General features: G+C 38.0%; 16 protein-coding genes and 1 other annotated feature. Of the genes, 2 read left to right on the forward strand and 14 right to left on the reverse strand.

Annotated elements, in window-relative coordinates; translation table 11 throughout:
• Nucleotides 1-100: 100 nt before the first annotated feature.
• From recD2 to cymR, 5 genes are all read right to left on the reverse strand, one after another.
• Nucleotides 101-2,437, reverse strand: coding sequence for an SF1B family DNA helicase RecD2 (recD2, locus tag ACXY7N_RS12940; RefSeq protein ID WP_098560296.1), 2,337 nt, complete (start codon nucleotides 2,435-2,437; stop codon nucleotides 101-103).
• 97 nt (nucleotides 2,438-2,534) lie between these two features.
• On the reverse strand, nucleotides 2,535-3,194 hold the full coding sequence (locus ACXY7N_RS12945) for a tetratricopeptide repeat protein (RefSeq protein ID WP_016086179.1): 660 nt from the start codon (nucleotides 3,192-3,194) through the stop codon (nucleotides 2,535-2,537).
• Nucleotides 3,195-3,304: 110 nt separating this feature from the next.
• The gene (gene mnmA, locus ACXY7N_RS12950; protein ID WP_016135363.1) at nucleotides 3,305-4,420 is read right to left on the reverse strand and encodes a tRNA 2-thiouridine(34) synthase MnmA; all 1,116 of its coding nucleotides are present in this window, start codon (nucleotides 4,418-4,420) and stop codon (nucleotides 3,305-3,307) included.
• A 16-nt stretch (nucleotides 4,421-4,436) separates the two neighbouring features.
• Nucleotides 4,437-5,582: a cysteine desulfurase family protein gene (locus tag ACXY7N_RS12955; RefSeq protein ID WP_016135364.1), complete on the reverse strand. Its 1,146-nt coding sequence runs from the start codon at nucleotides 5,580-5,582 to the stop codon at nucleotides 4,437-4,439.
• Between the two features lie 35 nt (nucleotides 5,583-5,617).
• Nucleotides 5,618-6,034 (reverse strand): cysteine metabolism transcriptional regulator CymR, encoded by a 417-nt coding sequence (gene cymR / locus ACXY7N_RS12960; protein WP_000704116.1) that lies wholly within the window; start codon nucleotides 6,032-6,034, stop codon nucleotides 5,618-5,620.
• Between the two features lie 293 nt (nucleotides 6,035-6,327).
• Here cymR and ACXY7N_RS12965 point away from each other — a divergent pair, with 293 nt between their 5' ends.
• Together ACXY7N_RS12965 and ACXY7N_RS12970 are read left to right on the forward strand one after the other, a co-directional pair.
• On the forward strand, nucleotides 6,328-7,614 hold the full coding sequence (locus ACXY7N_RS12965; RefSeq protein ID WP_016135365.1) for a replication-associated recombination protein A: 1,287 nt from the start codon (nucleotides 6,328-6,330) through the stop codon (nucleotides 7,612-7,614).
• Between the two features lie 37 nt (nucleotides 7,615-7,651).
• Nucleotides 7,652-8,293: an RsfA family transcriptional regulator gene (locus tag ACXY7N_RS12970; protein ID WP_016086175.1), complete on the forward strand. Its 642-nt coding sequence runs from the start codon at nucleotides 7,652-7,654 to the stop codon at nucleotides 8,291-8,293.
• 489 nt (nucleotides 8,294-8,782) lie between these two features.
• Here ACXY7N_RS12970 and ACXY7N_RS12975 read toward each other — a convergent pair whose 3' ends face one another.
• The 9 genes from ACXY7N_RS12975 to ACXY7N_RS13015 all read right to left on the reverse strand — a co-directional run bounded on the left by ACXY7N_RS12975 (nucleotide 8,783) and on the right by ACXY7N_RS13015 (nucleotide 20,474).
• Nucleotides 8,783-9,550, reverse strand: coding sequence for a tRNA threonylcarbamoyladenosine dehydratase (locus ACXY7N_RS12975; protein ID WP_000903182.1), 768 nt, complete (start codon nucleotides 9,548-9,550; stop codon nucleotides 8,783-8,785).
• A 344-nt stretch (nucleotides 9,551-9,894) separates the two neighbouring features.
• The gene (gene aspS, locus ACXY7N_RS12980; protein WP_098985797.1) at nucleotides 9,895-11,670 is read right to left on the reverse strand and encodes an aspartate--tRNA ligase; all 1,776 of its coding nucleotides are present in this window, start codon (nucleotides 11,668-11,670) and stop codon (nucleotides 9,895-9,897) included.
• Nucleotides 11,671-11,682: 12 nt separating this feature from the next.
• Entirely contained in the window at nucleotides 11,683-12,954 is a 1,272-nt protein-coding gene (gene hisS, locus ACXY7N_RS12985) for a histidine--tRNA ligase (RefSeq protein ID WP_000027073.1), read from the reverse strand.
• Nucleotides 12,955-13,023: 69 nt separating this feature from the next.
• Nucleotides 13,024-13,254: a binding site (T-box leader), on the reverse strand.
• Between the two features lie 54 nt (nucleotides 13,255-13,308).
• Nucleotides 13,309-13,485, reverse strand: a complete 177-nt coding sequence (locus ACXY7N_RS12990; protein WP_016086173.1) for a hypothetical protein — start codon at nucleotides 13,483-13,485, stop codon at nucleotides 13,309-13,311.
• A 244-nt stretch (nucleotides 13,486-13,729) separates the two neighbouring features.
• Complete coding sequence (locus tag ACXY7N_RS12995) at nucleotides 13,730-14,170, reverse strand: D-tyrosyl-tRNA(Tyr) deacylase (RefSeq protein ID WP_001266956.1); 441 nt, start codon at nucleotides 14,168-14,170, stop codon at nucleotides 13,730-13,732.
• Nucleotides 14,171-14,186: 16 nt separating this feature from the next.
• Nucleotides 14,187-16,370 carry a GTP diphosphokinase gene (gene relA, locus ACXY7N_RS13000; RefSeq protein WP_016086172.1) on the reverse strand — a complete coding sequence of 728 codons (2,184 nt, stop codon included), beginning with the start codon at nucleotides 16,368-16,370 and terminating at the stop codon, nucleotides 14,187-14,189.
• 209 nt (nucleotides 16,371-16,579) lie between these two features.
• Nucleotides 16,580-17,092, reverse strand: a complete 513-nt coding sequence (locus tag ACXY7N_RS13005; protein WP_000346220.1) for an adenine phosphoribosyltransferase — start codon at nucleotides 17,090-17,092, stop codon at nucleotides 16,580-16,582.
• A gap of 47 nt (nucleotides 17,093-17,139) precedes the next feature.
• Nucleotides 17,140-19,479, reverse strand: a complete 2,340-nt coding sequence (gene recJ / locus ACXY7N_RS13010) for a single-stranded-DNA-specific exonuclease RecJ (protein WP_016086171.1) — start codon at nucleotides 19,477-19,479, stop codon at nucleotides 17,140-17,142.
• A gap of 101 nt (nucleotides 19,480-19,580) precedes the next feature.
• Entirely contained in the window at nucleotides 19,581-20,474 is an 894-nt protein-coding gene (locus tag ACXY7N_RS13015) for a cation diffusion facilitator family transporter (protein ID WP_016086170.1), read from the reverse strand.
• Nucleotides 20,475-20,545: the final 71 nt, after the last annotated feature.

Raw genomic sequence — 20,545 nt, forward strand, 5'->3', positions numbered from 1 at the left:
AGATTCTATTCGCCATTATGTCCAAACCGCATTCATTTATACATTGCTGGAGCCTTTCAACGTTATACGTTTGAAAGTTTCACTATATAATTTCACCTTGTTACATGAAATCATACGGTGAAATGTTTTCCACGTCCATTTCTTCGCCATTAACTGTTACCATCTGTACTTCTCCTTGTGATTCTTGCAAGCGACCCGCTAAAGTCGTTTGACGCATTGCATCATCAAGGCGATTTACACCAGACTGGAAAGCTGCTTCCTCCCCGCAAATAATAAGGAATTTCTTACTTCTTGTAATGCCAGTGTAAATTAAATTACGACGTAACATACGATTGTAACTTTTTACTATCGGCATAATCACAATCGGAAACTCACTACCTTGCGATTTATGAATCGAACAGCAATAGGCATGTGTAATTTGATTTAAGTCTGGCTTTGTATATGTTACTTCAATGCCATCAAATGAAACGATAATCATATCTTGTTGTTCAACGTTCTCTTTCGCATAAAACACCGAAACAATTTCTCCGATATCACCATTAAACACTTGGCTCTCTGGCTGATTAACAAGTTGCAAGACTTTATCGCCTCTTCGATATACAACATCACCGTAAGCAATTTCTTTACTCTTTTCCCTTTTCGGGTTAAACACTTCTTGCAACGCTTCGTTTAGTACATTAATACCGGCAGGGCCACGATACATCGGGGCCAATACTTGTACATCTCTTGCGCTAAACCCCTTTGTCTTAGCATTTTCACAAACCTTCTTAACAACTTCAACAATTTGAGCTCCTGTACAGCCGATAAATGAACGATCTTTTTGATTTTGCGCTAAATCTGGTGGGAGCGTTCCATTTTTTATCGCATGGGCGAGTTGAATAACAGATGAGCCTTCCGCTTGACGATAAATTTCAGTAAGCTTTACTGTCGGAACTGCACCTGCATTCAATAAATCTTTCAACACTTGTCCAGGCCCTACAGATGGTAACTGATCTTCATCACCTACAACGATAACTTGAATGTTCGTCGGCAATGACTTAAACAGCTGATTTGCAAGCCAAATATCAACCATTGAAAATTCATCAATAATGAGTAACTTCCCTTGAACCGGATCCGTTTCATTGCGCTGGAAAGACCCTTCTGGCGTCCAACCAAGTAAGCGGTGAATTGTGCAAGCTGGAAGTCCTGTCGATTCACTCATTCGCTTTGCTGCTCTTCCTGTTGGAGCCGTTAATAATATCGGAAATGGATTATCATCACTATATTCATTCGGATTTAACGATAATCCGTGCAGTGATGCATACATTTCAACAATTCCTTTAATAACGGTTGTTTTTCCCGTTCCTGGTCCACCTGTCAATAACATCATCGGTTTATGAAGTGCCGTTTGAATCGCTTCTTGCTGAAGTGGTGCATACTGTACGTTCAGCTGCTCTTCAATTTCACCTAATGTCTTTAACACTTCTGCTTCAGGAAATGAAGGTGTTTCTTCTTGATTCATAAGCCTGCGAATAGACTTTACAACACCTTTTTCAGAGTAGAATAACGATGCTAAATACACTCGTTCTTCTTCTATGATAACTTTCCCTTCACTTTGCATCATTTCAACGCAGCCTATAATGTCTTCCTCTGTCACTCTTCCTTCTTGGTTGTTTAAAAGTGACATCGTTTCTCTTACAAGTTGATCTTTTCCCATATAAACGTGACCGAGTTGCAGCGAAACATTCTCTAGCGTATAAAAACACCCTGCACGTACACGATCATCGTGATTACCCGATATCCCTAACGCACGTCCTATATCATCCGCTCTTCCAAAGCCAATGCCATCCACTTCTTCAATCAGCTGATATGGATTATTACGAATCACTTCTAATGTCATCTCTTTATATTGCTGGTAAATCTTAATAGAAAGCTTCGTTCCAAAACCGTAACCATTTAAAAAACTCATTACTTTCTCTAGTCCTTGATGTTCAACAATTGTCTCATATATTTCTTGCGCTTTTTGCTTGTTAACAACACCATTTAACGCATCAGGATCGTCCATAATTTTAGAAATAGCATGTTCTCCGAGATGGTCAACAATTTTTTCAGCAGTACGCTTTCCAATCCCTTTAAATAAATCACTCGCTAAATATTGCACCATACCTGCTTTTGTTTGCGGCAATTCTTTCTTAAACGTTTCAACCAAATATTGTTTTCCATACTTTGGGTGATCTTTAAAATGCCCTGTCAATGTAAACACTTCATCTTCATGCATGCGGGGAAAATGACCGTTTATCATTACTTTCTTTTCGTCATACGTTTCATTCGTTTCAATGATTTTCATACTGACAACGGAATAGAGGTTTTCTTCGTTGTGGAAAATGGTATGAAGAACTTGCGCTTTTATAAATTTTTTCTCTTCCTCAAACAAATCCATTGCATGTTGATTTCCCATTTTTCCTCTCCTTTCCGGTTTCGTTTCACTTTAATGAGCAGTACATCCCCCACCTCTTTAGATGAGGGATAACTACCCATTAAACTATATGTTCACCTTATTCAGCTTCTTGCTCTAATAAACGAATACCATTACCAGCTAAAAAGTGATCTGGTTGAATTTCAGTTGCTTTCTTAAATAAAGCAAGAGCCTTCTCGTTATTTTCTTCAAATACGTACGCAACACCTAAATTATAATACGCATCTGCATGCTCTTCATCCATTTCTAATACCTTTTCAAAATAAGGTTTCGCCTCTTGAATATGTTCTAATCGCGCAAAGCAAAGTCCGCACTGGAACACAGCTTCTACATCGTTTTCATCTAATTCTGTTGCTCTTTGTAAAAATGGAAGTGCAAGACGATCATTTCCGAGCTGCACATGTGTAATACCTAACATAAATGTTACATCAGCTGATTGTAATCCCGCTTGCATCGCTTGTTCAAATACAGCTTTAGCCTCTGCAAATTGCTCTTGACCGTAATATACGTTTCCTAATCCATAATAAGCAGCCGCAGATTTATCATCTAACTCTAATGCACGTTTATAAAATAAAATTGCTCTTTCACTATCGCCTAATACATCTAATAAGTTCGCAAAATTAATATATCCAAGCGCATCTTTCGGATTTTCTTCGATTGCTTCTGTGAAATTTTTAGCAGCTTCTTCCCAGTTTCCTTCTTGCATATATTGAATACCTGTTTCAAGTTTGTTTGACATGTCCTTCACCTCTACAACAAATTATAACAAAGAATGTATTTTCCAAGCGAACGAAAATTCGCTTTATGTAAAAGAAACCTCTAACCGCTAATCGGCAGAGGCTTCTCGTTTTATCCTAAATAATCCAATTTCTTACCACTACGGTATACTTCATCAATTGTAGCACCGCCTAAGCACTCATCTCCATCATAGAAAACAACTGCTTGTCCTGGTGTAATTGCACGAATTGGCTCGTCACAAAGAATGCGAACTGTATTTTCATCAACGATTTGAACCGTTACTTTATTGTCTTCTTGACGATAACGGAATTTCGCTGTGCACTTAAATTCTTTTTCTTTCGCTTCATTACTTACCCAGCCGATATTCGTAGCAATAACTTCATCACCATATAGAAGTTCGTTATGGAAACCTTGATCAACATATAAAATGTTTTCTTTTAAATTTTTCCCAACAGCAAACCATGGATCACCGTTACCACCAATACCAAGGCCATGACGTTGTCCAATTGTATAGTACATTAAACCGTCATGTTTTCCTTTCACTTCACCAGATAATGTTTGCATCACACCTGGTTGTGCTGGTAAATAGTTACTTAAGAAATCTTTAAAGTTACGTTCACCAATGAAGCAAATACCCGTACTATCTTTCTTCGCCGCTGTCGCTAAACCAGCTTCTTTTGCCATTTCACGAATTTGTGGTTTCTTCAGTTCACCCAGCGGGAACATTGTTTTTGATAATTGCTCTTGGCTTAATTGATTTAAGAAATACGTTTGGTCTTTATTATCATCAACGCCACGAAGCATTTTATATTCGCCATCCATATAAGCAACACGTGCATAATGGCCTGTCGCTACATAATCAGCACCAAGCGCAATTGCATGCTCTAAAAATGCTTTAAATTTAATTTCTTTATTACACATTACATCTGGGTTTGGTGTACGACCAGCTCGGTACTCATCTAAGAAGTACGTAAATACTTTATCCCAGTATTGTTTTTCAAAGTTTACTGCATAATACGGAATGCCGATTTGGTTACACACTTCAATTACATCATTGTAATCTTCTGTTGCTGTGCAGACACCATTCTCATCTGTATCATCCCAGTTTTTCATAAAAATTCCGATTACATCATAACCTTGTTCTTTTAATAAAAGAGCTGCTACAGATGAATCGACGCCACCGGACATCCCGATGACAACGCGTGTTTCGTGAGGTAGTTTGTTCATCATGTCACCTCCCATGCTAATTTTGTGTTAATCGCTTCACGATTTTCACTGTTTCGTACGCCGCTTTCTCAATTTGCTCTTTCGTATTTCCAAGTCCAAAACTAAAGCGTACGGATGAACGTATTTGATCGGAGTCTTTTCCGAACATCGCCACTAATACATGTGATGGATCAATCGAACCAGCTGTACAAGCCGAACCACTTGACACTGCAATACCAGCTAAGTCTAAGTTCACAAGAAACGGTTCAATGTTCATTCCTGTAAAACTAATATTAAGCACATGTGGTAAGCGATATTCTAAGTTTCCGTTTACCTCGAAAGTAATGTCTTCATTTTTGAAGACAGATACCATTATATCTTTAAACTCTTCATATTGGGCATTTTTTTGCTCACGAGTTTTTTCAGCTAACAAAATTGCATGTTGCAAACCAACGATACTCGGTACATTTTCAGTACCAGCACGGCGTTTTCTTTCTTGCTCCCCGCCTATTAATAACGGTTCAAATTTTACATTTGCACCAGCGTATAGGAACCCTACACCTTTCGGTCCGTTAATTTTATGAGCTGAAATCGATAATAAATCAATGCCGAACTCTTTCACATCTATTTCTACTAATCCGTAAGCTTGTACCGCATCTGTATGGAAATAAGCTTGATGCTCTTTTAACAGCTTACCTATTTCCGCAATTGATTGCATCGTTCCAACTTCATTATTCCCAAACATAACGGATACGAGAATTGTCTCTTCTGTTAATGCCTTTTGTATTTCAGAAATTTGAACGCGTCCTGTTTCATCAACAGGTAAATATGTGACTTCAAACCCTTCACGCTCTAATAATTCACACGTATGCAAAATTGCGTGATGTTCAATTTGCGTCGTTATAATATGGTTACCTTTATGGCGATTCGCACGTGCTACACCGATAAGTGCTAAATTATCAGCTTCTGTACCACCGCTCGTAAATATAATTTCATTCGGATTCGCATGAATGCTACGTGCACACACACGTCTCGCCTCATCTACTGCATGGCGCGTTTGACGTCCATAAAAGTGAATACTAGACGGATTTCCGAATGTTTCTGTCATATATGGAATCATCTTGTCGACCACTTCTGGGTGAGTCGGAGATGTCGCAGCATGATCTAAGTAAATGCGTTCCATTAAATCTCCTTCTTTCCAAATCGTTTCACAAGGAATTAAATGTAAAACATATAGCCCCCATGATTTTCTTCCTCATAACGTACCAAATCTTCTAACGTTGTGCTATCTAACACTTCTTGCACTGCATCACGAACACGCATCCATAATTGGCGTTGTGCCGGTTCTTCTTCTTCTATCATTTCTACAACACTAATTGGACCCTCTAGTACACGGATGACATCCCCAGCTGTAATGTTAGCTGGCTGATCTGATAATACATATCCGCCATATGCCCCGCGCGTACTCTTTACTAGACGAGCGTTACGAAGTGGTGAAATTAATTGCTCTAAGTAATGTTCCGATAAGTCATGTGCCTGCGCAATTGATTTTAAGGAAATTGGACCTTCACCAAACTTTTTTGCAAGATCGATCATAATTGTTAAGCCGTAGCGGCCTTTCGTTGAAATCTTCATCTATTTTGCACCTCTTTTCAAATTTTCACTTCTATTGGTTATATCTTATTTATAAAAGAACACAATTTAAAATCCTATGAAATTATAGCATAATATAGTATTATAAGAAATTTCAACTTGTGTATCAAAATGATAACATAAAATCACATTGAAAAACTCGGAAATTATTACAATTGAAAGAAAAATGAAAATATTCATATTCATTTTTCCCACAAAACAGCATCCTATTTCAAATTCCACTAAAAAAAATGATACGATAGAAAGAGATTATACATTAAGGGAGACGGTAAAAAATGAAACAACCACTCGCACATCGAATGCGCCCTACAAATATTCAAGAAATTATCGGACAACAGCATTTAGTTGGTGAAGGAAAGATTTTATGGCGAATGGTCCAAGCAAATCATTTTCAATCTATGATTTTATATGGCCCTCCAGGCACTGGAAAAACATCCATTGCGAGCGCAATTGCAGGAAGTACCGGAACCCCTTTTCGCCTATTAAACGCTGTTACTCATAATAAAAAAGATATGGAAGTTGTCGTACAAGAGGCAAAGATGCATCGACACCTCGTTTTAATTTTAGATGAAGTACACCGTCTAGATAAAGCAAAGCAGGATTTTCTATTACCTCATTTAGAAAGCGGGCTCCTTACCTTAATTGGTGCAACGACGAGTAATCCGTTCCATGCTATTAATTCTGCTATTCGAAGTCGTTGTCAAATCTTCGAATTACACGCATTAACAGAAGATGATCTTTTAATTGGCTTAAAACGAGCACTTGAAGATAAAGAAAAAGGTCTTGGGGAATATGATGTAACTGTTACGCCTGAAGCATTACATCACTTTGCAAATGCATCAGGCGGAGATATGCGTTCCGCTTATAATGCACTTGAACTAGCTGTTTTATCTAGCTTTACAACTGATGACAAAGCTGCGGAAATTACGCTAGAAATTGCAGAAGAATGCTTGCAAAAAAAGAGCTTTGTTCACGACAAAGGTGGAGATGCTCATTATGACGTATTATCGGCATTTCAAAAATCGGTGCGCGGAAGTGATGTAAATGCAGCACTTCATTATTTAGCACGTCTTATTGAAGCTGGTGATTTACAAAGCATTGGTAGACGTCTCCTTATTATGGCATATGAAGATATCGGACTCGCTAGCCCGCAAGCCGGACCGCGTACACTAGCAGCCATAGAATCAGCGGAACGAGTTGGATTCCCAGAGGCACGCATACCACTTGCAAATGCTGTTATCGAGCTTTGTCTATCACCAAAATCAAACTCAGCTTATAAAGCACTTGATGCTGCATTACACGATTTACGTAACGGTCAAACAGGCGACATTCCAAGTCATTTAAAAGATAGTCATTACAAAGGCGCAGAATCACTCGGAAGAGGCATTGGATACTTATATCCACACGACCATCCAAATGGCTGGGTACAACAACAATACTTACCTGATAAAATAAAAAACAAACACTATTATAAACCGAAAACGACAGGGAAATTTGAGCAAGCACTTTCTACTGTATATGAAAGATTACAAAGTTCGAATAAAACGAAAAATAAAGGGTAACATAAGCGAAAACGTCACCATTATGGAGGCTTCGCTTATGAAAACACGTCAAGATGCATGGACAAAAGAAGACGATCTCCTTTTAGCAGAAACTGTTTTACGACATATTCGCAGCGGCAGTACACAAATAAAAGCATTCGATGAAGTTGGCGATGCATTGAACCGCACTTCCGCAGCTTGCGGCTTTAGGTGGAATGCTGAAGTAAGACCGAATTACGAAGATGCGGTGCAACTCGCAAAAAAACAACGTAAAGAATTAAAACGCTCTGAAGCTAAAATAGAAAAAGAACATTTCACGAAAACGAAACAACTCGTAATCGATGCCGAGTTTTCAGAAGATATTACGCCAAGTAAACAAGATCTTACAATGCAAAATGTCATCTCATTTTTGCAAAACATGGAACATAATAACCCATCAATCGCAAAGTTACAAACTGAAAATGATGTATTACAAGATCAGCTTACTTCCCTAGAAAAAACGAATCATGAACTTGAAGCAAAATTAGCGATACTCACAAAAAAACAACAAGCAATCGAAGAAGATTACGCAATGCTTGTTAGAATTATGGACCGTGCTCGAAAACTCGTTTCAGTTGAAGAACAAGAAGAACAGATTGCTCCCATTTTCAAGACAGATCAAAATGGAAATTTAGATATTATTTATTCTGCAGAGAATTAAAAACAGGGATGTCACTTTTTGACTAAGTGACATCCCTGTTTATTTTTTCAGCGAATAGTATGTATCGGTAAGTGAAATTATATAAACGTTTTTTCAAATATATCTATCGTAACTTACAATATATCAACGATTTTTTAATTATATCGATTTACCGACAAAAATCAACAAAATAAGTCGACCTGCTATACAAAGAATAACTGGGATTAAATGGATATTACCCCACTTACATGTTACTATAAACATATACAATTGAAAGGAGATGATCTCTATTTCATTAACAGTCTTCAAAATAACACTCGGTATTCTCGTTCTAACGTTAGGTCTTTTTACCATTCATAGTTTAAAAAAGACCTCAGGTTATAAATCGGACAAATACGATTATTCTTTACTAGGATTACTTACACTTGAAGTATTAGTATTGCAGATATCAGCAGTTCTTTAAAATATAATAGAAAAAGCATATACCCTAGACGAATATATGCTTTCACTTTATTCTTGCCCTACACGCTTCACTTCTACGTTTTTAATACGCTCACGTACAACGTGACTTGCCATAATTAAGCCGGCCACAGATGGTACGAATGCATTTGATGAAGGTGGTAATTTCGCTTTACGAATTTTTGCATTTTCGTCTGGTACGATTTCTTTACGTACTTCTTCGCGAATTACGATTGGGTTTTCGTCAGAGAAGACAACTTTTACACCTTTTTTAATACCCTCTTTACGAAGCTTCGTACGAATGACTTTCGCAATCGGATCTGTATGTGTTTTAGAGATGTCCGCAATACGGAAACGAGTTGGGTCCATTTTATTTGCTGCACCCATACATGAGATAATTTTAATTTTGCGACGTAAACATTGTTTAATTAAATGAATTTTGAACGTAATCGTATCCGATGCATCCACTACGAAATCTAAACCGTGTTTAAAGAACTCTTCATATGTTTCATCTGTATAAAACATTTCTAGTCCAATTACTTCACACTCTGGATTAATGTCTGCAATACGCTCTTTCATTAATTCTACTTTTGAACGCCCTACAGTAGATACTAAAGCGTGAATTTGACGGTTTACGTTTGTAATATCTACAACGTCTTTATCAACTAATACGAGACGTCCTACGCCAGAACGCGCTAACGCTTCAGCTGAAAATGATCCTACGCCGCCAATTCCTAAAATACCGACTGTACTATTTTTTAATATTTCAAGTCCTTCTTTACCGAAGGCTAATTCATTACGTGAAAATTGATGTAACATTCAGCTCTACACTCCTATTACAAAAATGGTCTATCATGTATTCTAGCGTTTTTCCGACTATTTGTATAGAAAAAGTTATAGAATTCCTAAAAATACATATTCCAAACAAAAAACATAATATAAACCGGGCTTTTTTTCTTCCTACATACACGTTGAAAAAGGAGGATTCAGAGAACCGAGCAGTTCGAGGCACTGAAGCCAGGAGGAGCGCAGTGTAGCTTTACTACTCGAGCACCGGACTGGCGAAGCAACGATGAAATGCGACAGTTATCTGAACCGGACTTTTTAAACTTCCTATCAAAAAAAGTCTAGACGGCTATAGTATAACCATCTAGACCCTATTCTTACTTCTCTTCTTTTACGTTCAACTTCAAGTTCAGTTCTTCAAGCTGTGCTTCTGCTACTGGACTTGGAGCTTCTGTTAATAAGCAGCTCGCGCTTGCTGTTTTTGGGAATGCAATTGTATCACGAAGGTTCGTACGCCCTGCAAGTAACATAACAAGACGGTCTAAACCTAATGCGATACCGCCGTGTGGTGGCGTACCGTATTCGAATGCTTCTAATAAGAATCCGAATTGCTCTTGCGCTTCTTCTTGTGAGAATCCAAGTGCTTTGAACATTTTTTCTTGTACGTCACGCTCGTAAATACGAAGTGATCCACCACCAAGCTCATAACCATTTAATACAAGGTCATATGCTTGTGCACGTGCTTTTTCTGGTGCTGTTTCTAATAGCTCAACGTCTTCACGGAATGGCATTGTGAATGGGTGGTGAGCTGCGAAGTAACGATCTGCATCTTCATCGTACTCAAGAAGTGGCCAATCAGTTACCCATAGGAAGTTAAATTTACTTTCGTCAATTAACTCAAGCTCTTTACCTAGACGTAAACGAAGTGCACCTAAGCTATCTGCAACAACGCTCTTCTTATCTGCTACGAATAGTAATAAGTCGCCAGCAGTAGCTTCTAATGTACTCATTAACGCGTTTGCATCTTCTTCACCGAAGAATTTCGCGATTGGTCCTTTTAAGCCGTCTTCTTCCACTTTCAGCCAAGCTAGACCTTTTGCACCGTATACTTTCACGAATTCAGTTAATGCATCGATATCTTTACGAGAGTATTTGCTCGCAGCACCTTTTGCATTAATTGCTTTTACTTGTCCGCCGCTTTCTACAGCACTTGTAAATACTTTGAAACCACAACCTGCTGCAAACTCAGATAAGTCTGTTAGTTCCATTTCAAAGCGTGTATCTGGCTTATCAGAACCGTAGCGAGCCATTGCATCAGCATATTTCATACGAGGGAATGGTGCACTCACTTCTACACCTTTTGCATCCTTCATAACCTTCGTCATCATGCGCTCCATCATTTCTAAAATTTCATCTTGTGTTAAGAATGAAGCTTCGATATCGATTTGCGTGAATTCTGGTTGACGGTCTGCACGTAAATCTTCGTCACGGAAACAACGTGCTACTTGATAGTAACGCTCAAATCCGCCGACCATAAGAAGCTGTTTAAATAGCTGTGGAGACTGCGGTAATGCATAGAATTCACCATCATGTACACGACTTGGTACTAAATAGTCACGAGCTCCTTCTGGCGTGCTCTTCGTTAAAATTGGTGTTTCTACTTCTAAGAACTCTTCTGTATCTAAGAAGTTACGAATTGTTTTTGTTACGTCGTGACGCATTTTGAATGTGTTAAACATTACTGGACGACGTAAGTCTAAATAACGATATTTTAAACGCACATCTTCTGATGCATCTGTATCATCAGCAATAATGATTGGCGTTGTTTTCGCTGCATTTAATACGTCTACTTTCGTTGCTTGTACTTCAATACGACCAGTTGCCATATTGTCATTAATTGCGCCTTCACCACGCTCAACAACTGTACCTTCTACGTGTAATACATACTCGCTACGAATTGTTTCTGCTACTTCTAGCGCTTCTTTTGATGTTTCTGGGTTAAATACAACTTGTACGATACCTGTACGGTCACGTAAGTCGATAAAGATTAATCCACCTAAATCACGGCGTTTTTGTACCCAACCTTTTAATTGAACTGTTTGCCCAACTGCTTCTACTGTTACTTTTCCACATGCATGTGTTCTTTCAGCCACTGTAAGTTCCCCCTATATTAATTTCTCTGCTACGTATGAAGCAAATACATCTAATGCTACTTCTTCTTGTTCACCTGTTGCCATATCTTTTAAGTTAATGATGCCTTTATCTAGCTCATCTTCCCCTAATACAGCTACAAATTTCGCCTTTAAACGATCTGCTGATTTAAATTGTGCTTTCATTTTGCGGTCTAAATAATCTTTTTCAACTGATAATCCAGCTTTACGAAGATCAAACGCAACTTTCGCAGCATGGTCTTTCGCTTTTTCACCAAGCGCTACAACATAACAATCAATACTATGTTCAATTGGTAATTCGATGTTTTCAGCTTTTAGCGCCATAATTAAACGTTCGATACTCATCGCAAAACCGATACCTGGCATTTCTGGTCCACCGATTTCTTGTACAAGCCCGTTATAACGGCCACCACCGCTTAATGTAGTGATAGCACCAAAACCTTCTGCCTCACTCATAATTTCAAAAACAGTGTGTTGATAGTAGTCTAAACCACGTACTAAGTTCGGATCTTTTTCAAATGGAACATCCATCATCGTTAATAGTTCTTGAACTTTGTCGTAGTATACTGCTGAATCTTCGTTTAAGTATTCTGTAATAGATGGTGCTGTTCCCATTAATTCATGGTTACGGTCCTTCTTACAATCTAAAATACGAAGAGGGTTCTTTTCTAAACGAGATTGACAGTCAGAACAGAACTCACCGATACGTGGCTCGAAGTGTGCGATTAACGCATCACGGTGCGCTTGACGGCTCGCCGCATCACCTAAGCTGTTTAATACAACTTTAATATTTTTTAAGCCCATGCCGCGGTAAAACTCTACAGCAAGTGCAATTACTTCTGCATCAATTGCAGGATCATTACTACCAATTGCTTCAATACCAAATTGTACGAATTGACGATAGCGACCTGCTTGTGGTCTTTCGTAACGGAACATTTGACCGATATAGTATAATTTCGTTGGTTGTGTTGCATCACCGAACATTTTGTTTTCAACGTAAGAACGCACAACAGGTGCAGTACCTTCTGGACGTAATGTTAAACTGCGCTCTCCACGATCTTGGAATGAGTACATTTCTTTTTGTACGATATCTGTCGTATCACCAACACCACGTAAAAATAGCTCAGTGTGTTCAAAAATTGGTGTACGAATTTCTTTATAGTTGTAACGACGGCAAATTTCGCGTGCTTGCCCTTCGATATACTGCCATAACTCAACGCTACCTGGAAGAATATCTTGCGTTCCGCGTGGGATTTGAATAGACATATTCAGTTCCTCCTCAAATTGTTTTAATCTTAATAAAAATAAAAAAACTCCCGCCTCTACTGTTTGAACAGTAGGGACGAGAGTATTATACCCGTGGTGCCACCCTAATTGAAGCACGTATGCTTCCACTTTTTTAATAACGCTTAAATGTGCGTTCATCCCTACTAAGCATATATGCTGTTCAAGTTGAAACCTCTAGAGTGTCATTCAATCAGTCATCATGTAGAAATGTTTTCAGCCTAAGACATTTCTTCTCTTTCCATGTGTGTCTCATTTACTCTTCTCTATCAACGGTTATATTCATATGTAAATATAAAATTACTATACGTTTGTTCAGTAGGATTGTCAAGTGCTCTAAGAGCGTTCAATCTGCTTCTTTAGACGCTTTACATCTTGAAGAGAAATTCCAAACTCAGAAGCAAGCTCCATTGAAGTATTGTTTTGTTCCTTTGAAATAAACTCATGAAAATTCACGTTAAACAGTTGATTTGCACCATTTGTAACAGAATGCCCTTTTTCATTCATACGCATACGTATATCCCTCACATTCAATATGGATGTTTTACTTTTTATTGTTCCATATTGATGAGAGAGTTATACATAACTAAAACAGCTATTAATTCCAAATAAAGTGAAACTTTAATCAGTGGGGGTTTTGTCCATCCCTCACTGATTATTAACCTTCACCAATCGAGCTATTACAGGGTAAATGAACAAAACATACAACAATGTATAGAAAAGAGAGGATTAAATAACCCCCTCTTTGTAAGCAACACTATTTACTTTCTACAATTAAGGTCACCGGACCATCATTGATTAAAGAAACGTCCATCATCGCTCCGAACTTCCCTGTTTCTACATGCAATCCTTGTTTACGAACTTCTTCATTAAAGAAATCGTATAAACGCTCTGCATAGTCAGGTTTAGCAGCATCCATAAAGTTTGGACGTCTTCCCTTGCGACAATCTCCGTATAATGTGAATTGCGAAATTGATAGAACTTGTCCTTCTACATCCAGTACAGAATGGTTCATCTTTCCGCTCTCATCTTCAAAAATACGTAAGTTCGCAATTTTTTCTGCGATGTAAGTTGCATCTTTTTCTGTATCTTCATGCGTAATGCCAACTAGTAATGTTAAACCGAACGGAATTTGTCCTACGATCTCACCGTCTACTGTGACAGACGCTTCTTTTGATCGTTGTAAAACAACTCTCATCTTTCTACACTCCCTATTAATGCATCATGCGTCGTACTGCATAAATTTCTGGAACACGTTTAATGCGTTCTACTACTTTTTTCAAATGCTGTAAGTTACGAATCGAGATTGACATATTAATTGTCGCCATCTTATTACGGTCACTTCTACCAGAAACTGCAGAAATGTAGGTTTTCGTCTCTGTAACAGCTTGTAATACTTCATTTAATAAACCACGGCGATCATAACCTGAAATTTCAATATCAACGTTGTACTCAATTTCTTTTTCAGGGCTACCTTCCCACTCTACTTCTAATAAACGTTCTATAGCTTCTTCTGTATGAACATTTACACAGTCACGGCGGTGAATCGATACGCCTCGGCCTTTCGTAATATACCCAACGATATCATCACCCGGTACTGGGTTACAGCATTTTGATAAACGAATTAATAAATTATCCGCACCACTTACTTTAACGCCAGAATCCCATTTTCGAATTTTCATCGGTTTACGAACTTCTTTAACTTCAACGATTTCTTCTTCTTCACGTTGCTTACGGAACTTGTCCGTTAGTCGCGTAACAATTTGTGATGCAGTGATACCGCTATATCCAACTGCTGCAAACATATCTTCTTCATTTGCAAAATTGAACTTCTCAGCAACACGTTTTAAATTGTCAGGAGCTAACACTTCTTTCATCTCATACTCTAGGCCACGCACCTCTTTTTCAACAAGCTCACGGCCTTTTTCAATATTTTCATCTCTACGTTGCTTCTTAAAGAATTGACGTATTTTGTTTTTCGCATGAGATGTTTGAGCAAGTTTCACCCAATCTTGACTTGGTCCATACGAATGTTTCGATGTTAAAATTTCAATGATGTCACCCGTTTTTAATTTATAATCAAGGGTCACCATTTTCCCATTTACTTTTGCACCAATTGTTTTATTCCCGATCTCTGAATGGACACGATACGCAAAGTCAATCGGAACAGATCCAAGTGGTAATTCCATTACATCGCCTTTCGGTGTGAAAACGAATACCATGTCAGAGAACAAATCAATTTTTAATGACTCCATAAACTCTTCTGCATTAGAAGCTTCATTTTGCCATTCTAATATTTGACGGAACCATGTAAGTTTCTTCTCTAATGTACCTGTTGTTTCTGCTGTTTTTCCTTCTTTATACGCCCAGTGTGCCGCGATCCCGAATTCTGCAATCTCATGCATTTCTTTCGTACGAATTTGCACTTCAAGCGGATCACCTTTCGGCCCAATTACAGTCGTATGAAGAGATTGATATAGATTTGCTTTCGGCATTGCAATATAATCTTTAAAACGACCCGGCATTGGCTTCCAGCACGTATGAATAATTCCAAGTACCGCATAACAATCTTTAATACTATTTACAACGACACGTACAGCTAATAAATCGTAAATTTCATTAAACTGTTTATTTTGCAGTGCCATTTTACGATAAATACTATAAATATGTTTTGGTCTTCCAGAAATCTCAGGTTGAATTGCAACTTCTTTTAATTTCTCACGAATACCAGTCATTACTTCGTCTAAATATTCTTCACGTTCTGCACGTTTACGCTTCATTAAATTTACAATACGATAGTATTGTTGTGGATTTAAATAGCGCAGTGACGTATCCTCTAGCTCCCATTTAATAGTACTAATTCCGAGTCTATGTGCTAAAGGTGCAAAGATTTCTAACGTTTCATTCGCAATGCGACGCTGCTTCTCTTGCGGCAAATGTTTCAATGTACGCATGTTATGAAGGCGATCAGCTAGTTTAATTAAAATAACTCGAATATCTTGAGCCATTGCAATAAACATTTTGCGATGGTTTTCTGCTTGTTGTTGCTCATGAGATTTATATTTAATCTTTCCGAGCTTTGTCACACCATCGACAAGCATAGCAATTTCTTTATTAAATTCCCGTTCAATATCTTCTAATGTAATCTCTGTATCTTCTACTACATCATGTAAGAAACCTGCTGATACTGTAGCTGGATCCATGTGTAAATCAACTAAAATACCTGCAACTTGAATTGGATGAATAATGTACGGTTCACCCGATTTTCTGTATTGTTCGCTATGCGCATCACGTGCATATTCATAGGCACGTGCCACTAGCTCAATATCTTCATCCGCTAAATATTGACTTGCTTTCTCGAGTACCTGTTCAGCTGTTAGTACCTGCTCATTTGCCATCGAATCACCTTTTATTGAAAATTGACTTTATCTTAATTAAATAGAATAAATTATATTCTATCATTATAACCCAATGATTGTGAATTGTGAAAAGGAAAAGATTTTACTGACATTTCACCTTATTTTTTTGTGCAATTATACAAAAGTACCCGCTCCTCTCCAAGAGATTCACGGGTACTTTTTATCACCGTAGTTTTACTATATAGTGATTAGTATTTTTCTAATACTAATACATCGTAACCATCTAACATTTTACGACCATCTAAGTAAGTAAGCTCTACTAAGAATGCAATTCCTGCTACAACTCCGCCAAGTTCTTCAACTAGCTTAATTGTCGCTTCAATTGTTCCACCTGTAGCTAATAAGTCATCTGTAATTAATACGCGTTGACCTGGCTTAATTGCATCTTTATGGATTGTTAAAACATCTTTACCATATTCTTTACCGTAGTCAACTGTAATTACTTCACGTGGTAATTTCCCTAATTTACGAACTGGTGCAAAACCTACTTCTAATGCATAAGAAACTGGGCAACCGATAATAAAGCCACGTGCTTCTGGTCCTACTACAAGGTCAATGTCTCTTTTCTTTGCATACTCAACGATTGCATCTGTTGCTGCTTTGTATGCTTTACCGTCGTTCATTAACGGTGTAATGTCTTTAAATACAATACCTTCTTTTGGATAATCCGGTACAATTGCGATATGTTGCTTGAAATCCATATTTCTGAATCCTCCTCAGATCTAAAAGGTTTGTAAATACAAATCCTTTACCCTAACTGTTCTACTTCTTTATGATTACGAATCGTTTCAAACCATGTATATAGTTGCTGATATGTGCTATAAACCAATTCTTTTTCTAATTGTAAGTGGTTCATTTTCTCACGATATGTGTTCGATTCAATTAAATCACGCTTTTGTTTTTTGTCTGCCATAAAAATGACGCCATCTTTTATTGTAACAAATTCTAACTCAAAAAACACCTGTGTCATGAAATTTACTGTATCTTTTGACCAACCTTTATGACGACACAGTTGTTCTCCGTATTGTCTTAAAGAAAATGGTGCTTTTTGGCTTAAGAATGAGTAGTACCATTTAAAGTGTTCTCTCGTTGGGACTGTACTAAATAAATGATTGTTCTCTTGATAAAATAGCGTGTAAATTCGCGAAGGGAACCCAACTTTAAATAAATCTCGTAATTCATCTGTTCCTTTTGGTAAATCAAGCAACACGATGTATTGATCGTCTAAATGAGTTACTTCTGATGCATGCATAATATGCTCTTTATAGTCTTCTAAAGAAAATTTATTCAATACCTCTTCAGAAAAATACACCATCGTTATTTTTTCTTTCGGAAGTTCTGCTACATTCGCTTCTACGTTACGCATACTACGCCAATCAAATAATTGCCATGCCTCTACGGCAATATCTTGTACCATTAATTGCGGCTTTTTAAAATTATTCCATTCATTAATGGATGCTTCTCCTATTACAGATACCTTTGCAACTGGAGAAATTTCTTTCGCATACGCACCAAAACCGAATCCGATTGTGTCCAGTGTTGCTTGTCCATCGCGAAGAGCCATTTTTAAATGAGAGCCGTCTGATCCGATTGCACGAATACTTTCTAGCTCTGCATCCTTAACTGCAATACGCGGTTTTGGATTTCCAACACCAAATGGCGCTAACTTTTGCATATCTTCAATGGCTGCAAGTGTTACATCTTCCACCTTGCAAAAGACATCAACGGCTGTAATTGGAATAAAATCTTCTTCTGTTAAAATTGTATCTGCTTGTTCATTTAAGCGGCGGCGCAATTCACCTACATCATTCATATGTAGCGTCATTCCCGCTGCCATCGGATGCCCTCCGAAGTGTGGCAATAACTCTCTACAATCTGACAAGTTTGCAAACAAATCAAACCCTGCAATACTACGTGCTGAACCTTTTGCTGTTTCCTTTACAGGATCAATGCTTAATACAATCGTCGGACGATAAAAACGTTCAACTAATTTAGAAGCGACAATTCCAATTACACCTGGATTCCAGCCTTCTTTCGCAAGCACTAACACTTTATTGTCTTCTGGCGGGAAATTATTTTCCACTTCAGCAATAGCTTCTTCTGTAATTTGCTTTACAATATCTTTTCGCAGTTTGTTCAGCTCATCAATTTCTTCAGCCAACTCTTTCGCTTCTTCTGGATCATCTGATAATAAAAGATGTACAGCCGGCGTAGCATCTTCTAAACGTCCAACTGCATTAATACGCGGCGCGATTGCGAAGCCAATACTCTCTTCTGTAATTTCACTTTGCGAAACGTTAGCAACTTTAAATAGCGCCTTTAGTCCGATATTTTTCGTCATGCGCATATGTTTTAAACCGCGCTTCACTAGCAATCTATTTTCACCATGAAGTGATACTAAATCGGCTACTGTACCAATTACTGCAATTTCTAATAAATGTTCTGGTACACGGCCTAAAAGTGCATGTGCAACTTTAAACGCAACACCTACACCAGCTAAATAGTGAAACGGATACACACCGCCATCTAATTTCGGATGAATAATCGCAAGTGCTTCTGGCAATTCTGGTGGTGGCTCATGGTGATCCGTAATAATAAGATCCACTCCAAGCTCCTTCGCCACCTTCGCTTCATGTACTGCTGCGATACCAGTATCAACAGTAATAATTAGTGAGAACCCTGCGCTATGCGCCCAACGAAATGCCGCTTCGTTTGGTCCATAACCTTCTGTAAAACGGTTTGGGATATAGAATTCTACATCTGCACCTAATTCTTGCAAAGCAAGATATAACACAGTCGTACTACTTACTCCGTCGGCATCGTAGTCACCAAATATTAATATTTGCTCTCCATTTTGAATCGCCTTATTTACACGTTCTACCGTTCTATCCATTCCTTCTAATAAAAATGGATCGTGAAATTCTTGATTTTCTGTATTTAAAAAATCTAAAATCTTATCTTCTGTATCTAGTCCTCTACCGAGGAATAACGAAACGACAAGTGGTGATAATTTTAATTTACTTGCTAATTCACTCACTCGCTCATCGTTATATTCTTTTTCTTTCCAACGCGTCTTCGGTTGTAACACGAAATCACCCCTTAACCTGTTCATTATACAAGACAGATTAAGGGGTGACAATATGATGCAAACTACGATGCAATATCTGTATACTAAAATGTTAATGATATTTAATTTGGAGAATATGGATTTATATGTACAAACACATTTTGTACGTTATCTTGTTCCATAAGCGTTTCTTTTACATGCTTGCCAATGCGGTGCCCTTCTTCTACAGTAATGTATGGATCTACAGAAACTTTAATATCGACAATAACGTAATGACCATGCTCCCTTGCATATAAAGAACCGATTTTTTTCACACCATCTATTTGAAGTACTGCTTCTCTAAGCGGCAGAACATCTTCCTCATGAAGAACATGATCAAGCGTTGCGTGAATTGCTTCTGCCCCAATACTCCACGCCATCTTTGCAACAAGCAGTGAAACAAATAATCCTGCAATTGGATCGGCATATACAAGCCAATCTAGCCCAAACTTACCACCCATAATCGCTGCACAAATACCGATTAAAGCTGCAATTGAAGAAAATACATCCGAACGGTGCTCATATGCATTTGCAATAATTGCATCACTATTTACCCTCTTCCCTAATCGAAATTTATATTGAAACATTCCTTCTTTCACGATAATCGAAAGAACAACAGCAAAAATCGTAATTCCCTTCGGTGGTTCTAGTTCCTGCGAAAAAGCTTTTAGAGACGAAATCGCTATCTCGATTCCCACAATAAATAATAATACTGCAACAATAATCGCTGAAATCGATTCCGCTTTACCATGACCATACGGGTGATCTTCATCGGGCGGCTGCTTTGCTGCTCGCAATCCAAACAGTACAGCAAGCGAACCAATTACATCTGATGCAGAATGCACGGCATCCGCTAATAGTGCTTTACTGTTCCCAATATAACCAATTACCGCCTTTACAATCGCTAATATAATATTACCAACGATCCCGACAATAGCACCGAACTCGGCCTGTTTAAAACGTTCATCTTTTTCCATAATTAAAATCCCTTCTTTTCTTAACCTATCTTTTTATTGTAACAAAAACAGCGATAACATCACCACTTTCT

Source organism: Bacillus sp. 5w2, assembly GCF_054353775.1.

Excerpts from the sequence above, each read along its gene's own strand:
- recD2 (WP_098560296.1), bottom strand. The coding sequence starts at position 2,437 with ATGGGAAATCAACATGCAATGGATTTGTTTGAGGAAGAGAAAAAATTT.
- ACXY7N_RS12945 (WP_016086179.1), bottom strand. The coding sequence starts at position 3,194 with ATGTCAAACAAACTTGAAACAGGTATTCAATATATGCAAGAAGGAAAC.
- mnmA (WP_016135363.1), bottom strand. The coding sequence starts at position 4,420 with ATGAACAAACTACCTCACGAAACACGCGTTGTCATCGGGATGTCCGGT.
- ACXY7N_RS12955 (WP_016135364.1), bottom strand. The coding sequence starts at position 5,582 with ATGGAACGCATTTACTTAGATCATGCTGCGACATCTCCGACTCACCCA.
- cymR (WP_000704116.1), bottom strand. The coding sequence starts at position 6,034 with ATGAAGATTTCAACGAAAGGCCGCTACGGCTTAACAATTATGATCGAT.
- ACXY7N_RS12965 (WP_016135365.1), top strand. The coding sequence starts at position 6,328 with ATGAAACAACCACTCGCACATCGAATGCGCCCTACAAATATTCAAGAA.
- ACXY7N_RS12970 (WP_016086175.1), top strand. The coding sequence starts at position 7,652 with ATGAAAACACGTCAAGATGCATGGACAAAAGAAGACGATCTCCTTTTA.
- ACXY7N_RS12975 (WP_000903182.1), bottom strand. The coding sequence starts at position 9,550 with ATGTTACATCAATTTTCACGTAATGAATTAGCCTTCGGTAAAGAAGGA.
- hisS (WP_000027073.1), bottom strand. The coding sequence starts at position 12,954 with ATGTCTATTCAAATCCCACGCGGAACGCAAGATATTCTTCCAGGTAGC.
- ACXY7N_RS12990 (WP_016086173.1), bottom strand. The coding sequence starts at position 13,485 with ATGCGTATGAATGAAAAAGGGCATTCTGTTACAAATGGTGCAAATCAA.
- ACXY7N_RS12995 (WP_001266956.1), bottom strand. The coding sequence starts at position 14,170 with ATGAGAGTTGTTTTACAACGATCAAAAGAAGCGTCTGTCACAGTAGAC.
- relA (WP_016086172.1), bottom strand. The coding sequence starts at position 16,370 with ATGGCAAATGAGCAGGTACTAACAGCTGAACAGGTACTCGAGAAAGCA.
- ACXY7N_RS13005 (WP_000346220.1), bottom strand. The coding sequence starts at position 17,092 with ATGGATTTCAAGCAACATATCGCAATTGTACCGGATTATCCAAAAGAA.
- ACXY7N_RS13015 (WP_016086170.1), bottom strand. The coding sequence starts at position 20,474 with ATGGAAAAAGATGAACGTTTTAAACAGGCCGAGTTCGGTGCTATTGTC.